Below are 14435 nucleotides of genomic sequence, written 5' to 3' on the forward strand. Positions count from 1 at the left end.
TAAGACCCTGGGCGCGGAGCGGGCACATACTGTTGTGATTGACGCAAAAGCCCACGTTGCATGGGCGTCGTCAGGTTAACATCGCGCCTTGCCGCAAATTGCCAATGCAATATGCAGAAACAGATCGGCAGATTCGACACCGCCGATGGCAATATTGGCGTGACGATGGAGCGTCAGCCGACGTCCCGTACCAGGATGGGAAACCTCAAAGAGGGGAAACAGAAGTGTCTGCAGATACCCGCCCCGATACCGTGCAAATTCACCGTGAGCTCTCTATGGAACCTGGAAACGCCCAGCTGACCATGACCGTCCTGATGACACCGGACATGGCCAATTTCTCTGGCAACGTACACGGCGGCACCCTGCTCAAGTACCTCGACGAAGTCGCCTATGCCTGCGCCAGCCGCTATGCCGGCACCTATGTGGTGACCCTGTCGGTGGACCAGGTGATCTTCCGCGAACCTGTGCATGTCGGCGAACTGGTGACCTTCTTGGCCTCGGTCAACTACACCGGCAATACCTCGATGGAGGTGGGCATCAAGGTTGTCACCGAGAATATCCGCGAGCGCTCGGTGCGCCACTCCAACAGTTGCTTCTTCACCATGGTCGCGGTGGACGACGACCGTCGTCCGGTGAAGGTGCCACCGCGCCAGCCGCAGAGCAGCGAGGAGAAGCGCCGCTTCCTGCAAGGCCAGCAGCGCCGCCAGATCCGCCAGGAGCTGGAGCAGCGCTACCAGAACCTCAAGACCGACGCGATCTAGTACATCAAGCGCTGCGCCTCGAAGCGCACCCGTGGATGGGCGATTCGATCCTGGGCCCGCACCAGTTGCAGTTCGTAGCTGGCGCAGGCCTGGGTTTCCAGCAGCACCTCATGCACGGCGGCGGCGGTGAACTCGAACGCGTGCAGCCAGTTGTCGCCAAGCAACACCCGAGCCAGGAACAAACCTGACGTCAGGTCGCCCACCCCTACCGGCTGACGCGGGAACGCCAGCAACGGCCGACGCAGGTGCCAGCTGGCTTCACGGGTCACCAGGAGCATCTCGAAGGCATCGTCCGCGCGCTGTGGATAATTCAGGTGCTTGACCAGCACAACCTGCGGCCCACGCTCCAGCAACCCGCGCGCCATGCCCACGCAATCCTCCAGCGACTGCGCGCGACGGCCACAGAAACTGTCCAGCTCGAGCTGGTTGGGGCACAGGATATCGGCCTTGGCCACGGCCTGCTCGAGCAGGAACTCACTGACCTCGGCCGGCACGATGCAACCTTTCTCGGCATGGCCCATGACCGGGTCGCACAGGTACAAGGCCCTGGGATTGACCGCCTTGATCCGCTCGACGCCAGCCAGGATCGCCCGCCCCTGCTCGGCACTGCCCAGGTAACCCGACAGCACCGCATCGCAGTGGCCCAATTCGCCGATATTGGAAATGCCTTCCACCAACGCGGGAATTTGCGCTGGCGCAAGCACTTCCCCCGCCCACTGGCCATACTGAGTGTGGTTGGAGAACTGCACCGTGTTGAGTGGCCAGACGTTGACCCCGACCCGCTGCATGGGAAACACCGCGGCGCTGTTGCCGGCGTGTCCAAAGACCACGTGGGACTGAATGGCGAGCAGGTGCGGTGTACGTTTCATGCAGGGCGCTTCCGAAACTGTGTGAAGAAATGTGCGGCCCGCAGTATGAACCTGATTGCCATCTGTACGACAGGCCAGAGACGCAGTTAAGCTGGATCGACCTGTCTGGAGCTTACGCAAATGCTGACCCTGGAAAACCTTTTCGTCCTGATGCTGGTGGCGACCGCAGGCGCCTGGCTGTGGCACAACCACGGGCTTCGCGAGAAGGCCCTGGCTCGGGTCAAGCAGCATTGCGCCAAGCTCGACCTGGAACTGCTCGACGACGCCGTGGCGCTCAAACGCATCGCCTTCGTGCGCGACGCCAATGGCCGAAAGCGCCTGGCGCGCATCTACAACTTCGAGTTCACCGTCACCGGCGAACAACGTCACCCAGGCACCGTCACCCAGTTCGGCGCCCATACCATGCAGATCGAACTTGCACCTTACCCGTTCGAGATCAAGACCCCGCCACGCACCGACAACGTCATCGAAATGCAGCAATGGCGCCAGGAACATAACCGCTGGCGCAATTGATCACTCCGCCAGGTAACACTTGCCGATGGCCGCCTGGAGCATCTGCAAGGGTTGTGGCTGATCGAATATCAGCTCGATGCGCGAGTCCCTGCGCCATTCGCTGGGGCGCCATTCCAGCGCCCCACGTTCCAGGCCATTGAACGACTGCCACCCCGCCGCGCTGTGGATAACCCCCTTTGCCCGGCGCCACGACCATTGTTCAAGAACGCCACGTAGCGCCATTTCATCGAAGACCTGGCCCGGATGCCAGCGCCAACCTACGCTCCAGCCCTCCTCCGCCAACCGGGACTGACAGATCGGTTGCCGCGGATCCACCCACAAGGAGGGCTGTGGGACGGGGCTGTTATCCACAGGCAGGCTGGAAAGGTCGAGTGAACCCGCTGGCGCTGCGGACGATACAGGCAAACCGGCGAACGCTAGCGCGCCATGATCCGTCCACAACGCCGGGACTTCAGGCAATGATGCAGTTATCAACAGGCGGGCGGCAGCATCCACGGCACTCGCCTTGTTGAACAGCAGCAACCCCGCCTTCGCCAATGCCATGCTCTGTGCCTCGGGCAAGTCAGCGCCCCGGGAAAGGGCGGCGGCATCCAGCACCATCAACAGTGGCTGGACCGACAGTACACCGGTCCAAGGCGCCCGCCCCAGCTGCTCCAGCAATTCGAGGGGGTGACCGAGGCCGGACGGCTCGATGAACAGGCGATCCGGGCGCGCCTTGCGCAGCAGGCGGCCGAGCCCCACCTGGAACGGTGCGCCATTGACGCAGCACAGGCAGCCTCCCGCCACCTCTCCGATGGCGATCCCCGCCTCGTCACGGCTGAGCAAGGCGGCATCCAGGCCGATCTGGCCAAATTCGTTGACCAGCACGGCCCAACGCTCACCAATCGGTCGTTGGTCCAGCAAGTGACGGATCAGGCTGGTCTTGCCGGCACCTAGCGGGCCGGCGATCACATGGGTGGGGATGTTCTGCAACATGGCTCGGTATCGCAAGGACTTGATGGCAGTCTATACCGGGGCGTCCGGCAATTCATTCCAACCAGTCCAGGCTCAACAGCAAGCGACGTTCCCCGGCGGGGGTCTGCGGGGACCGGTGGACCAAGCCCGCACCCTCGTTGCCCAGCCACTTCTCGCCCTTGAGCAGGGCTACCTCTCCCGCCACCAATCGCCGGACGTTATCCACAGGCGGCGGCGCCAGCTGCAACCGGGCACGATCGATGGCACCCTCTGGCAGCCATTCGCTACCTGCGCCAGCGTAGGTACTGAGCAGGCGCAATGGAACATGGTCCACATGCATGCGCGGGCACATCGCCCCCTCAAGCACCCGCAGCCGCACCCCCAGGCGCCGAGCACCCAGCAAGCAGGTATAGGCCGCCACCAGCCAGGCCACATCGGCGACGAAACCATCGTAGCCATGTAGATCGGCGGTTTCTCTGAGCAGCCCGGGCAACGCTGGCGGCTGGCGTTCATCCACCTCGATCACGCGCTCATCGGCCAATGGCTGGCCCAGGCTCAGCACCAGGTTGGCGAAGTCTTCGACCTGGGCCGGCAGGCGGCGCTGCCAGACCGCGAGGTTGACCCCATCCTGGAGAATCTCCGTCATCACCTGGGGTGACTCACCGAAGACCTGGCGGATATCCACAGTCATGCCGCAGCGTCCTCATGCCACTCACCAAACGGGTCCGGCAGGCGCAGCCAGCCCATCGGCCCCAACTCCATTTCCTGGTCATCGAGCAGGCAGGCTTCCAGCTCTGTGGATAACCGAACAAAGTCGATGTTCTGCCCGATGAACACCAGTTCCTGCCGGCAGTCGCCCGCTTGCGCGGACCACTGCTTGAGGATCGCCGCAGTGTTCTCTTCATCCTGCGGCCATTGCTCGCGCGGCACGAAACGCCACCAACGACCAGCCAGGCCATGGCGCATCATGCCCCCGGCCTGCGACCAGCTACCGGCCTCCTGGAACTTGCTGGCCAACCAGAAGAACCCTTTGGAGCGCAGCAAGCGGCCGTTGCTCCAGGGCTTGTGGATAAAGTCGAAGAAACGCTGCGGATGGAATGGCCGGCGCGCCTGCCAGGTGGTGGCGGCAATACCATACTCCTCGGTTTCCGGCACATGCTCGCCACGCAGCTCCTGTAGCCAGCCCGGCGCCTGCGCGGCCTGGTCGAAATCGAACAGGCCGGTATCGAGGATGCGCGCCAGCGGCACCTGGCCCATCACCATTGGCACGATCTGCGCCCGTGCATTGAGGCTGCGCAGGATGGCGCTCAGCTCTTCGCGCTCATGCTGGCTGATCAGGTCGATCTTGCTCAGCAGCAACACGTCAGCGAATTCGACCTGCTCGATCAGCAAGTCACTGATCGAGCGTTCGTCACCTTCGCCCAAGGTCTCGCCCCGACTGGCCAAGCTGTCGGCTGCCTGATAATCGCGAAGGAAGTTCAGCCCATCGACAACAGTGACCATGGTGTCGAGGCGCGCCATGTCGGAGAGACTGCGGCCCTGCTCATCGCGAAAGGTGAACGTCTCGGCGACCGGCAGCGGCTCGGAAATACCCGTGGACTCGATCAGCAGGTAATCGAAGCGACCCTCGCCCGCCAACCGGGCCACCTCCTCCAGCAGGTCTTCACGCAGTGTGCAGCAGATGCAGCCGTTGCTCATCTCAACCAGCTTTTCCTCAGCGCGGTTGAGGCTGACATTGCGTTGCACCTCACTGGCATCGATGTTGATTTCACTCATGTCGTTGACGATCACGGCCACGCGCAAGTTGTCGCGGTTACGCAGGACATGGTTGAGCAACGTGCTCTTGCCGGCACCCAGGAAGCCGGACAGCACGGTGACAGGAAGACGGTTGGGCATGACGAACCTCATCGGGCAGGCGCATTCGAAACGATGCATTGCATAATGTTATATTATAACAATACAATTTCGCCAAGCCGTATCGCCGAACGGTTGTCTGGAGAGCGTCATGAAACTACCTGGCGTCATCGCCCTGCTGCTGCTCGTTCATCCAGAGCAGCTCTTTGCCATGCCCACTACCGACCTTGCACGGTGCACCCGCAGCGCAACCTTGCTGGCCTGCCAGGACAGCAAGGGCAACTACTACAGCGTGCGAACCGAAGGCAGCACCTTTTACCTGCGTGGGTATGAAGTTGCGAGCAAGCGGCTGTGGGCACAAACCAACAGCCGCCATGGCGCATTGACGTTTTTCACCGGCCTGGCCAGCGACGGCGAGGCTTGGGTGGGTTACAGCCGGCGTATTGGATGGACCACGCAGAATCGTGTTTCCAGCTCCAGCGGCCAACGCTTCAACCTGCATTGCAGCCTCATCGGCGGTTGCCGGTGACTATCAACCGTCCAGGATTTCTTCCATGACCAGCCTCTCCCTTCCCGATGTCGCCGCCCAGAGCAACCAACAGGCACTGCCGCTGGACTGGGTGGGCATGAGTGGCATCGCCGTCGCGCTGCAACTCGACGGGCGCACCGTAACCGCTTTCGCCGATGCCGGAGTGAGCCTCGACGATGGTGCCTCACGCGGCATCCACATGTCCCGACTGTACCTGGCATTGGAAGCGCTGGAGCAGCAAGCCCTCTCAACTCCACTACTACGCCAGATACTGCGGGCCTTTCTGCTAAGCCACACCGGCCTGTCCAACAACGCTTATCTACGGCTGACGTTTGATCATTTGCTCAAGCGGCCGGCATTGATCAGCCCGTTGGCTGGCTGGAAGCGCTACCCGGTGACCGTGGATGCCAAGCTGGAATATGAAATGTTCCACGTGGAACTATCAGTGAATGTGCCCTACTCGTCGACGTGCCCATGCTCGGCAGCACTTGCAAGACAGCTGATCCAGGAGCAGTTCGACAGGGACTTTGCCCATCGGCCATTGGATAGGCGCGGCATTCGCCAATGGCTGGGCAGCAGTGACGGGATCGTCGCGACGCCCCATAGCCAACGGAGCCTGGCCAGGCTTCAGGTACGCCTTGCAGGGGAAGCGCTGAACCTGACAGGGCTGATCGACGCGGCGGAAGCTGCGCTGGGCACTGCAGTGCAGACCGCCGTGAAGCGCGCAGACGAACAGGCATTTGCCCTGGCCAATGGTCAGAACCTGATGTTCTGCGAAGATGCTGCCCGGCGCCTGCACCTGGCATTGGCGCAGATAGAGGAGGTGGCGGGGTTCAGCGTGCGCGTGGAACACGCAGAGAGCCTGCATGCCCACGACGCGGTCGCGGTTACTCAACATCGGTGGTGAGCGCTACTTCAACTGCGTGGCTTCACTGTTCCACAATCGTTACCCAGCCAGACCGCCCGGGTGTCCATGCTGCCCTGTTGCTGAACGCCGGACGCATTGAATGTGCCGTTGACCTTGGTAACAAACTCACGGTCGCTGAGGAAGGTGGCTTGGCCGTTGCCCTGGGCTTTCGGGCAGCTGAACTGGAACTTCCAGACATTGCCATTGCGCTCGGTGATCTTCTGCGTACAGCCCGATTGCGGGTCCTGCAGCGGAATGTCGTTGGTCTTGACCTGCTCGGGTGTCAGGCACGAACGCACACCCTTGCCGCCCACGGTGATGCCCTGCTTGGCCAGGGCACCTTCCATCATCGCCCGTTGCTCGGGCGGCAGGTTCTTCAACTGGCCGAGCATGAACTCCATGTCTGGCAACGGCTTGCCATCGACCTGCATGTTGCTGGTGGTCAACTCCCACAAGCCGGGTTGCAACATCTGCGCGTGAACCAGCGGGCTGCCCAACCCCAGTACCAGGGCGAGCAGTGGCAGACGAATCTTCATGGATGAAAGCTCCTCGAAATACCGGCTCTGGCCGGACTGAGCCTTTAGACGCCGAATTCGCCTGCGGGTTGCAGTGGCCCCCTCGAACGTGGTCTGTTAGCAGCAGTGCTCTCGGCAAGCAGGATGCGTATGGATTACCACAGCCCCTACTTTTTCGGTTACGTGCTCGGTCTGATTCACCTGCTCGGCCTGGCCGCCGCGCTCCATGCGGTGTTCACCGTACGCACCGCCCAAGGTGCGATTGCCTGGGCCATGTCGCTGCTGTTCATCCCCTACCTCACCCTCATCCCCTATCTGGTATTCGGCGCCCGCTCCTTCTATGCGTATATCCAGGCGCGGCGACAGGCCAACCAGGAAATGCATGTGGCCATGGCCAACCTGAACTGGCGCCCATGGGTGGAGGAAGCACTGACCGCCCGGGAGTCGGGCGGCTATGCGGCCCTGCGCGCCATGCCCAGGCTCGGGCGCATGCCATGCCTGGCCAACAACGAAGTGAAACTGCTGATTGATGGCGCGGCCACGTTCGAGGCGATCTTTTCCGCCATCCGCATGGCGCGGGACACCGTGCTGGTGCAGTTCTTCATCATCCACGACGATGCCCTGGGCAAGGAGCTGCAGCAGCTATTGCTGCGCAAGGCCGCCGAAGGTGTACGGGTGTTCGTGCTCTACGACCGCGTCGGCAGCCACGCGCTACCGGGCAGCTATAGCCAGGTGCTGCGTGACGGTGGCGTGCAGATCGAAGCGTTCGCCACACGGCGCGGCTGGTTCAACCGTTTCCAGGTCAACTTTCGCAACCATCGCAAGATCGTGGTGGTCGATGGCCTGCAAGGTTTTCTCGGCGGCCACAACGTGGGCGACGAATACCTCGGAGCGCACCCCAAACTTTCGCCCTGGCGCGATACCCACGTGCAGATCAGCGGCCCGGTGCTGGCCTGCCTGCAGGAGTCCTTCGCCGAGGACTGGTACTGGGCCACGCGCCAGCTACCGCCGCTAATCCTGCCTGATGCCTACCCCGAGGATGGCGTGCTGTGCCAGGCACTGGCCAGCGGCCCGGCCGACCCCCAGGAAACCTGTGCGCTGTTCTTTCTCGAAGCGATTCATTCGGCGAGCAACCGAGTGTGGATCACCAGCCCCTACTTCATTCCCGACGAAGCCATCTTCGCTGCCCTGCGCCTGGCGGTACTGAGGGGCGTCGACGTACGTATCCTGATTCCCTCACGTCCCGATCACCGGATCGTCTACGCCGCCTCCAGCCTGTTCGCCTTCGAAGCGGTTCGCGCCGGGGTGCGCATGTTCCGCTATCAACCGGGCTTCCTGCACCAGAAGGTGGTACTGGTGGACGATGAGGTCAGTGCCATCGGTAGCGCCAACCTCGACAACCGGTCGTTCCGGCTGAATTTCGAGATCACCTTGCTCACGGTGGATCGCGCCTTTGCCGATCAGGTCGAGCACATGCTGGTGAATGATTTCGAGCAGGCCAGGGAGATCACCGCTGAAGACAGCCGCGACACCCATCGTCTGCAGCAGTTGGGGATGCGCATCGCACGCCTGATTTCACCGATCCTGTAGCGCGCAGCGGCGTGCCGGACAAGCACGCCGCTGCACAGGTCAGCGATACAGGTCCTCACGGGTCCATGGCAGATCGTGGTGACCGTCGGCGTACGGCTTCACTGCGAGAATCTGATGGAGGTTGATCCAGCCCTTGGTGAAGGCATAGGCACAACCGGCCAGGTACAGGCGCCAGATTCGCAAGGTCTTCTCCGGCACCAGCGCGGCGGCGCGATGCAACTGGTTCTCGAGGTTCTCGCTCCAGTGGTTCAGGGTTTTGGCGTAGTGCAGGCGCAGGCTCTCGATGTCGACCACCTCCAGACCCGCTTCGCAAATCCGTGCAGTGATCATCGAGATATGCGGCAGCTCGCCATGGGGGAACACATAACGGTCAATAAAGTCGCCCGCGCCGCGGCCGACGGGGCGGCCATCGACATGCTTGGCAGTGATGCCATGGTTCATCACCAGGCCACCTTCGCGCACCGCACCGAACAGCCGTTTGCAGTACAGCTCGAGATTGGCGTGGCCGACATGCTCGAACATGCCGACGCTGACCACCTTGTCGAAGCGGCCATCCTGGGGCAGGTCGCGGTAGTCGAGGATCCGCAGGTCGACCTTGTCAGCCAGGCCCTCCTCCTTCACCCGCTGGCGGCCCAGCTTCAGCTGCTCCTTGCTCAGGGTGATGCCGAACACCTTGGCGCCGTACTCGCGAGCAGCGAATCGCGCCAGCCCGCCCCAGCCACAACCGACATCCAGCAGGTAATCGCCAGCCTGCAGGCGCAGCTTGCGGCACAAGTGGTCGAACTTGTCCTGCTGAGCCGGGGCCAGGGCGTTGTCCGGCTCCTTGAAATAGGCACAGGAATAGACCATGTCCGGATCGAGCCACAATTGGTAGAACTCGTTGGACAGGTCGTAGTGATAGGAAATCGCTTCGGCATCGGTGGCCTTGTCATGAGCAGTGCGTGCTGGCACGGCCTCATCTTCATCCTGAAGCAAGGCATCGCTGAGTTCGTCGCAAACCCGGATGACTTCGCCTATATCGCCTTCCAGCTCCAGCTTGCCCTCGACGAAGGCCGATCCCAGCTCATTGAGGTTGGGATGGGTGAGCTGGGTAATTAGCTGGGGTTCCTTGACCACGATGGTGACTTGCGGGCTCGGCCCCAGATCGAACTGGTTGCCGTCCCACAGCTTGACGCGCAAAGGTAAGTGCAAGCTCTGCAACGCAGGTGGAAGTTGCGCAAGCATTCATGACCCTCCCTTTCGTTGATACGGGACGCCACGCCTTAATGTATCGGACGTCACCGCATCAGGGTAGTTCATTCGTACGAAGTTTCCGGTAATCACGACCATAGTCTAGAACTATCTGGCGCAGCCTATTCAGCAGATTGTATACAATCCTGCCCGCTCAGATTAACCTTGTGCCCTCTTCGCTTCCTCACACTCTCGGAGTAACGAAACCCATGAAATCCTATGACGTGGTGATCATCGGCGGCGGCCCCGGCGGCTACAACGCAGCAATCCGCGCGGGCCAGCTGGGCCTGAGCGTGGCCTGTGTCGAGGGTCGCTCGACCTTGGGCGGCACCTGCCTGAACGTCGGTTGCATGCCTTCCAAGGCATTGCTGCACGCTTCCGAGTTGTATGAGGCAGCCAGTGGCGATGAGTTCGCCCATCTGGGAATCGAGGTCAAGCCGACCCTCAACCTGGGCCAGATGATGAAGCAGAAAGATGAAAGCGTGACGGGCCTGACCAAGGGCATCGAATACCTGTTCCGCAAGAACAAGGTTGACTGGATCAAGGGCTGGGGCCGCCTGGACGGGGTTGGCAAGGTGATCGTCAAGGCCGAGGACGGCAGCGAAACCACCCTGCAGGCCAAGGACATCGTCATTGCCACCGGCTCGGAACCCACGCCGCTGCCTGGCGTGACCATCGACAACCAGCGCATCATCGACTCCACCGGCGCCCTGTCGCTGCCCCAGGTGCCCAAGCACCTGATCGTCATCGGCGCCGGGGTGATCGGCCTGGAGCTGGGTTCGGTATGGCGTCGCCTGGGTGCCGAAGTGACGGTGATCGAGTACCTGGACCGCATCTGCCCTGGCACCGACGAAGAAACCGCCAAGACCCTGCAGAAAGCCCTGGCCAAGCAAGGCATGGCCTTCAAGCTGGGCAGCAAGGTGACCCAGGCCACGGCCGCGGCCGACGGCGTCACACTGACCCTGGAACCCGCCGCCGGTGGTACCGCCGAAACCCTGCAGGCCGACTACGTGCTGGTAGCTATCGGCCGCCGTCCTTATACCCAGGGCCTGAACCTGGAAAGCGCCGGGCTGGAAACCGACAAGCGCGGCATGCTCGCCAACGACCATCACCGCAGCGCGGTGCCTGGCATCTGGGTGATCGGCGACGTCACCTCCGGACCGATGCTGGCACACAAGGCCGAGGACGAAGCGGTGTCGTGCATCGAGCGCATCGCTGGCAAGGCCCATGAAGTCAACTACAACCTCATCCCGGGCGTCATCTACACCCGCCCGGAACTGGCCAGCGTCGGCAAGACCGAAGAGCAGCTCAAAGCCGAAGGGCGGGCCTACAAGGTCGGCAAGTTCCCCTTCACCGCCAACAGCCGCGCCAAGATCAACCATGAGACCGAGGGCTTCGCCAAAGTCATCGCCGATGCCGAGACCGATGAGGTGCTGGGCGTGCATCTGGTCGGCCCAAGCGTGAGCGAGATGATTGGCGAGTTCTGCGTGGCTATGGAGTTCTCGGCCTCGGCCGAGGACATCGCCCTCACCTGCCACCCGCACCCGACCCGCTCCGAGGCCCTGCGCCAGGCGGCGATGAATGTGGAAGGGATGGCGATGCAGATCTGACTTCTGGGGGGCCGCTTTGCGGCCCCTGCACCCGTCAACCGTGCGCCAACTGTTTATCCACACCTGCGCGGAACCGCGAAGCCAGGAACGGTGTGATGTCCAACGGCAGCGGCTCATTGTGGACAACCTTGTCCAGCAACACGCCAGTAATCGCCGACGTCAGAATCCCGGTACGGAAATGTCCACAGGCGTTGAAATACCCTTGGACATTATCCACAGGCCCGAGAATCGGCAGCTCGTCCGGTGACCCAGGCCGCAAGCCAGCCCAGGTGCGCTTGAGGTTCACCTGCGCCAGCTGTGGCACACAGCGGATCGCCCCCTGCACCAACCCGTTGATCTCCGGGAAGGTATTGGTGACATCGAAGCCCTTCTCCTCGGTGGTACTGCCGATCAGGATCTCGCCGTTGTCCTTCTGCGCCATGTAGCAATCGCTGGTGGTGATGCAGCCATCGAGCAGCTTGGGTAGACGCTCGGTCAGCACGATCTGGCCTTTCACCGGCTTGACCGGAATGCTCTCCCCGGTCGCCCACTCGCTCAGTTCCGCCGCCCAGGCGCCAGCGGCATTGATCAATGTGCCGCAATGGAACTCACCGGCTTCGGCGGTACGCACGCCCTTGATCCGTGAGCCTTCATGCAGCACGCCGGTGATGTTCACGTTCGGGTACAGGTCGACGCCGTTCTGCCGCGCCGCCTCCATGAACGCATCACCCAGGCGGAACGGGCTGACCTGGTGATCGCAGAGAAACTCCAGCGCGCCATTGGCCTTGAGCGTTACCGCCGGCTCCGAAGCGCGCAGCGCGTCGCGGTCGAGCCAGCGAACCTGGTCGGCCAGGTGCGGGATCTGCTTGACGATATGTTCGGCGTACAGCTGGTCTTCTTCATCCTGGATGATGTACTTGAGCCCGGTCCGCTCGAACTTGAAGTCCATGCCGTGGCGTCCGATCAGCTCCTGGTGCAGCTGTGGATAAATCGCATTGGACTGCAAGGCGAAGTCGAAGAAGCATTCCGGCAGGATGTGCGGCGTGCTCGAATCGACCACCACCGCCGCGCCGTTGGCCTCGCGCTTGCTGCGCGAGGACATCATGCGAAAGAAGATCACCCCGCAACCCAGCCCCACTGATTCGCCGATGGCCCACAGGCCGCCGGCCGAAGCGCGGGTAGCGTTGCCCGGGCGCTTGCAGTCGATCAAGGCGATCTTCAGGTTCTTGCGCTTGGACAGCTGGTAGGCGCAGGACGCGCCGATCACCCCGCCACCGGCGATGATGATGTCGTAGTGCTTGTTCATGCTCAGGCCTCCGTGCCGAGTTGTTCGAATGCGGAAAACGGGATTGGGTCCACCGGGAAGCGCGGGCGCAGCCAACCCACGTCCTTGCGCCCGGTGGCGCTGCGCAGGCGGTCGCTGCAGTAACCGACGCACATGCGCCCCTGGCAGTCGCCCATGCTCACCCGGGTGCGCATCTTAAGGCTGGCCATGTCTTGCACACCCTGCTCCAGGGCCAGATCGATCTGCTCGCGAGTCACGTGTTCGCAACGGCAGATCACCGTATCGGCCTGGGGCAGTTCGACTTGCGCTGCACCGCGGGCGGTGTAGCGCTCAACCCCGGAACGGAAGCGCTTGATCGCCGCCAGCTTGCCCAGGTAGCGCTCACGACGCTCGATCGCCTGCTCGGCATCGAGCTTGCCCATCTGCTGGAGCATCGAAACCGCGGCGATGCGCCCGGTCAACATGGCCGCCTCGCCACCGCGAATCCCGGCCATGTCGCCCGCCAGGTGAATGTTCGGCTGGCTGCTTTGCTGCCACACGTTGCATTCGGCGCGCAGGTAACCGTCCTCGCTGAAACCATGGGCCAGGCCCAGTTGCTGGCTGAGCTGGGTACGCGGGATGAAGCCATAGCCCACTGCCAGGGTGCGCACCTGCTCGCGCTGGACACGGCTCATGTCCGGTTGCCAGTCCTGGGTGTAGGGTGCGACCTCGACTTCCTGCAGCTCGCCCTCCCCTGTGGCGCCCACCACGCCCCAGCCATAGTGCATGGGGATGCCGTTGAGCTTCATGTAGGCGAGCATGCTCAGGCCGTCGAGGAACAGCTGCGGCTTGTTCATCAGCGCCAGGCTTTCCTTGGCGATGCGGTTGAACGAGCAGGCCTCGTACACCCCCGCCACCTTGGCACCGGCCGCGTGCAACTGGCAGGCGACCAGTGGCAGCAAAGGCCCGGTACCAGCAATCAGGGTACTGCCCAGTGGCTTGACCACACCGCTTTTGATCTGCAGTTGCAAACCACCGAGCAGGATCACGCCCGGCAAGGTCCAGCCGGGGAATGGCACGTTGCGTTCATGGCAACCGGCAGCCAGCAGCAGGTGGGAATAGTCGATCTCGTGCAGGCGCTCGTCGCCATCGAGGACCATCAGCCGCTGGTCGTCACCGCCCACCACGCGATGGTTCAGACGCAGGTCGATGCGTTCGGTGCAGGCGGCGAAATCTTCGTGCAGCTTGGTCAGGGCCTTGGTGTAACGCGGGCCCAGGTAGCCCAGGTCGACACCGGCGCGCAACGGGCCACGATAGACCACGCCACCGGGGCGCGAGGCCTCATCGAACAGCAGGCAATCCACGCCATGTTCGGCCAGCTCGATGGCCGCACCCATGCCGGCCGAGCCGCCACCGACGATCACAGGACGAAGGCTCATGGGCGAACCTCCTCTTGCACTCGGTTGACTTCAGTCTCGATGCTCATCCCCGGCTTGACCACAGTCTGACAAGCCCGACGCTTGGGTCGGCCGTCGATCTGCACCAGACAGCAGTGGCAGACCCCCATGCCGCAATAGGCACCGCTGAGCTGGCCATGATCGTTGCGCGCAACCTGGCGCAGCCCGACGGCATTCAAGACGCTCAGTACGGTTTCACCGGGTGCGGCAACCACCGGGGTACCGTTTAGATGAATCGTCAGGTCGGCGCCCGACAGTGGCTGAATATCGAGTTTCCTTTCCAGCATCAGCGTTTACCTCGTCGTCCTTGTTTAGGCAGGATCGTGAAGGTAAGGCAGATTCCGTCCGGAAAAGATGACCTATGCCATGACAACCACACAGCCAGGCACACACTCGATGAAAG

The 14435-nt window shown here is 62.5% G+C and carries 15 protein-coding genes; 6 read left to right on the forward strand and 9 right to left on the reverse strand.

Features of this window, described 5'->3' with window-relative positions:
- Positions 1 to 275 precede the first annotated feature (275 nt).
- Positions 276 to 761: an acyl-CoA thioesterase gene (locus LOY42_RS26220; RefSeq protein ID WP_102683412.1), complete on the forward strand. Its 486-nt coding sequence runs from the start codon at positions 276 to 278 to the stop codon at positions 759 to 761.
- On the opposite strand, the gene pdxY is transcribed toward LOY42_RS26220, so the two are convergent.
- A complete protein-coding gene (gene pdxY, locus LOY42_RS26225; RefSeq protein ID WP_102683411.1) occupies positions 758 to 1630 on the reverse strand; it encodes a pyridoxal kinase PdxY in 873 nt (290 codons plus the stop codon). The genes LOY42_RS26220 and pdxY overlap by 4 nt on opposite strands.
- 120 nt (positions 1631 to 1750) lie before the next feature.
- On the opposite strand from pdxY, the gene LOY42_RS26230 reads away from it, so the two are divergent.
- On the forward strand, positions 1751 to 2143 hold the full coding sequence (locus tag LOY42_RS26230) for a DUF3301 domain-containing protein (protein ID WP_023629680.1): 393 nt from the start codon (positions 1751 to 1753) through the stop codon (positions 2141 to 2143).
- Here LOY42_RS26230 and LOY42_RS26235 read toward each other — a convergent pair whose 3' ends face one another.
- From LOY42_RS26235 to zigA, 3 genes are read right to left on the reverse strand one after another with little or no spacing between them, the layout of a single operon-like run.
- The gene (locus LOY42_RS26235; RefSeq protein ID WP_139674782.1) at positions 2144 to 3118 is read right to left on the reverse strand and encodes a GTP-binding protein; all 975 of its coding nucleotides are present in this window, start codon (positions 3116 to 3118) and stop codon (positions 2144 to 2146) included. It lies immediately after the preceding gene.
- A gap of 52 nt (positions 3119 to 3170) precedes the next feature.
- Positions 3171 to 3788 (reverse strand): DUF1826 domain-containing protein, encoded by a 618-nt coding sequence (locus LOY42_RS26240; RefSeq protein ID WP_139674779.1) that lies wholly within the window; start codon positions 3786 to 3788, stop codon positions 3171 to 3173.
- A complete protein-coding gene (zigA, locus tag LOY42_RS26245) occupies positions 3785 to 4993 on the reverse strand; it encodes a zinc metallochaperone GTPase ZigA (RefSeq protein ID WP_139674776.1) in 1209 nt (402 codons plus the stop codon). The genes LOY42_RS26240 and zigA overlap by 4 nt, the downstream gene beginning before the upstream one ends.
- A gap of 109 nt (positions 4994 to 5102) precedes the next feature.
- Between zigA and LOY42_RS26250 the strand changes: the two genes are divergently transcribed.
- Complete coding sequence (locus LOY42_RS26250) at positions 5103 to 5480, forward strand: glutamine synthetase (RefSeq protein WP_110696835.1); 378 nt, start codon at positions 5103 to 5105, stop codon at positions 5478 to 5480.
- 25 nt (positions 5481 to 5505) lie between these two features.
- Positions 5506 to 6387: a GTP cyclohydrolase FolE2 gene (gene folE2 / locus LOY42_RS26255; RefSeq protein ID WP_139674773.1), complete on the forward strand. Its 882-nt coding sequence runs from the start codon at positions 5506 to 5508 to the stop codon at positions 6385 to 6387.
- An 8-nt stretch (positions 6388 to 6395) separates the two neighbouring features.
- On the opposite strand, the gene LOY42_RS26260 is transcribed toward folE2, so the two are convergent.
- Complete coding sequence (locus tag LOY42_RS26260; protein ID WP_102683405.1) at positions 6396 to 6923, reverse strand: DUF3617 domain-containing protein; 528 nt, start codon at positions 6921 to 6923, stop codon at positions 6396 to 6398.
- Positions 6924 to 7052: 129 nt separating this feature from the next.
- On the opposite strand from LOY42_RS26260, the gene cls reads away from it, so the two are divergent.
- On the forward strand, positions 7053 to 8492 hold the full coding sequence (cls, locus tag LOY42_RS26265) for a cardiolipin synthase (RefSeq protein WP_139674770.1): 1440 nt from the start codon (positions 7053 to 7055) through the stop codon (positions 8490 to 8492).
- Between the two features lie 39 nt (positions 8493 to 8531).
- Here cls and cfaB read toward each other — a convergent pair whose 3' ends face one another.
- Positions 8532 to 9716 (reverse strand): C17 cyclopropane fatty acid synthase CfaB, encoded by a 1185-nt coding sequence (gene cfaB, locus LOY42_RS26270; RefSeq protein ID WP_139674767.1) that lies wholly within the window; start codon positions 9714 to 9716, stop codon positions 8532 to 8534.
- Positions 9717 to 9931: 215 nt separating this feature from the next.
- Here cfaB and lpdA point away from each other — a divergent pair, with 215 nt between their 5' ends.
- A complete protein-coding gene (gene lpdA, locus LOY42_RS26275) occupies positions 9932 to 11332 on the forward strand; it encodes a dihydrolipoyl dehydrogenase (RefSeq protein WP_139674764.1) in 1401 nt (466 codons plus the stop codon).
- Positions 11333 to 11366: 34 nt separating this feature from the next.
- Here lpdA and hcnC read toward each other — a convergent pair whose 3' ends face one another.
- Genes hcnC through hcnA form a run of 3 tightly spaced genes read right to left on the reverse strand, consistent with a single transcriptional unit; the run spans position 11367 to position 14319 of the window.
- Complete coding sequence (hcnC, locus tag LOY42_RS26280; RefSeq protein WP_198754109.1) at positions 11367 to 12617, reverse strand: cyanide-forming glycine dehydrogenase subunit HcnC; 1251 nt, start codon at positions 12615 to 12617, stop codon at positions 11367 to 11369.
- 2 nt (positions 12618 to 12619) lie between these two features.
- Positions 12620 to 14014, reverse strand: a complete 1395-nt coding sequence (gene hcnB, locus LOY42_RS26285; protein ID WP_258599652.1) for a cyanide-forming glycine dehydrogenase subunit HcnB — start codon at positions 14012 to 14014, stop codon at positions 12620 to 12622.
- The gene (gene hcnA / locus LOY42_RS26290; RefSeq protein ID WP_102683399.1) at positions 14011 to 14319 is read right to left on the reverse strand and encodes a cyanide-forming glycine dehydrogenase subunit HcnA; all 309 of its coding nucleotides are present in this window, start codon (positions 14317 to 14319) and stop codon (positions 14011 to 14013) included. Before hcnA ends, hcnB begins: the two co-directional genes overlap by 4 nt.
- Positions 14320 to 14435 lie beyond the last annotated feature (116 nt).

The organism is Pseudomonas sp. B21-023 (genome assembly GCF_024749165.1).
Taxonomy (GTDB): Bacteria; Pseudomonadota; Gammaproteobacteria; order Pseudomonadales; family Pseudomonadaceae; genus Aquipseudomonas.

Bases quoted from the DNA above. Each gene is read 5' to 3' on its own strand.
- hcnB (WP_258599652.1), bottom strand. From the start codon at position 14,014: ATGAGCCTTCGTCCTGTGATCGTCGGTGGCGGCTCGGCCGGCATGGGT.
- LOY42_RS26260 (WP_102683405.1), bottom strand. From the start codon at position 6,923: ATGAAGATTCGTCTGCCACTGCTCGCCCTGGTACTGGGGTTGGGCAGC.
- hcnA (WP_102683399.1), bottom strand. From the start codon at position 14,319: ATGCTGGAAAGGAAACTCGATATTCAGCCACTGTCGGGCGCCGACCTG.
- lpdA (WP_139674764.1), top strand. From the start codon at position 9,932: ATGAAATCCTATGACGTGGTGATCATCGGCGGCGGCCCCGGCGGCTAC.
- hcnC (WP_198754109.1), bottom strand. From the start codon at position 12,617: ATGAACAAGCACTACGACATCATCATCGCCGGTGGCGGGGTGATCGGC.
- folE2 (WP_139674773.1), top strand. From the start codon at position 5,506: ATGACCAGCCTCTCCCTTCCCGATGTCGCCGCCCAGAGCAACCAACAG.
- LOY42_RS26240 (WP_139674779.1), bottom strand. From the start codon at position 3,788: ATGACTGTGGATATCCGCCAGGTCTTCGGTGAGTCACCCCAGGTGATG.
- LOY42_RS26250 (WP_110696835.1), top strand. From the start codon at position 5,103: ATGAAACTACCTGGCGTCATCGCCCTGCTGCTGCTCGTTCATCCAGAG.
- LOY42_RS26220 (WP_102683412.1), top strand. From the start codon at position 276: ATGGAACCTGGAAACGCCCAGCTGACCATGACCGTCCTGATGACACCG.
- LOY42_RS26230 (WP_023629680.1), top strand. From the start codon at position 1,751: ATGCTGACCCTGGAAAACCTTTTCGTCCTGATGCTGGTGGCGACCGCA.
- LOY42_RS26235 (WP_139674782.1), bottom strand. From the start codon at position 3,118: ATGTTGCAGAACATCCCCACCCATGTGATCGCCGGCCCGCTAGGTGCC.
- cfaB (WP_139674767.1), bottom strand. From the start codon at position 9,716: ATGCTTGCGCAACTTCCACCTGCGTTGCAGAGCTTGCACTTACCTTTG.
- pdxY (WP_102683411.1), bottom strand. From the start codon at position 1,630: ATGAAACGTACACCGCACCTGCTCGCCATTCAGTCCCACGTGGTCTTT.
- cls (WP_139674770.1), top strand. From the start codon at position 7,053: ATGGATTACCACAGCCCCTACTTTTTCGGTTACGTGCTCGGTCTGATT.
- zigA (WP_139674776.1), bottom strand. From the start codon at position 4,993: ATGCCCAACCGTCTTCCTGTCACCGTGCTGTCCGGCTTCCTGGGTGCC.